Source organism: Peribacillus frigoritolerans (assembly GCF_030676415.1).
Lineage (GTDB): Bacteria > Bacillota > Bacilli > Bacillales > DSM-1321 > Peribacillus > Peribacillus frigoritolerans_A.
Genome location: NZ_JAUUTW010000145.1, coordinates 1 through 255 on the forward strand (window position 1 = coordinate 1; position 255 = coordinate 255).

2 rRNA genes are annotated in these 255 nt (G+C 45.9%); both read right to left on the reverse strand.

Features of this window, described 5'->3' with window-relative positions:
* Positions 1–90 (reverse strand): 5S ribosomal RNA (rrf, locus tag Q8G36_RS28820); the annotation flags it as partial.
* Between the two features lie 64 nt (positions 91–154).
* Positions 155–255: ribosomal RNA gene (locus Q8G36_RS28825) — 23S ribosomal RNA — on the reverse strand; the annotation flags it as partial.

Genomic DNA, 255 nt, shown 5'->3' on the forward strand with positions numbered 1-255 from the left:
GGGAAACCCCCAACTACCATCGGCGCTGAAGAGCTTAACTGCCGTGTTCGGAATGGGAACGGGTGTGACCTCTTCGCTATCGCCACCAAACATATCAGGAACGTTGTTCCTTCAAAACTAGATAATATAGAAGGTATTTCATTTTTTTAAAGCGTTGGTTAAGTCCTCGATCTATTAGTATCAGTCAGCTCCACATGTCGCCACGCTTCCACCTCTGACCTATCAACCTGATCATCTTTCAGGGATCTTACTAGC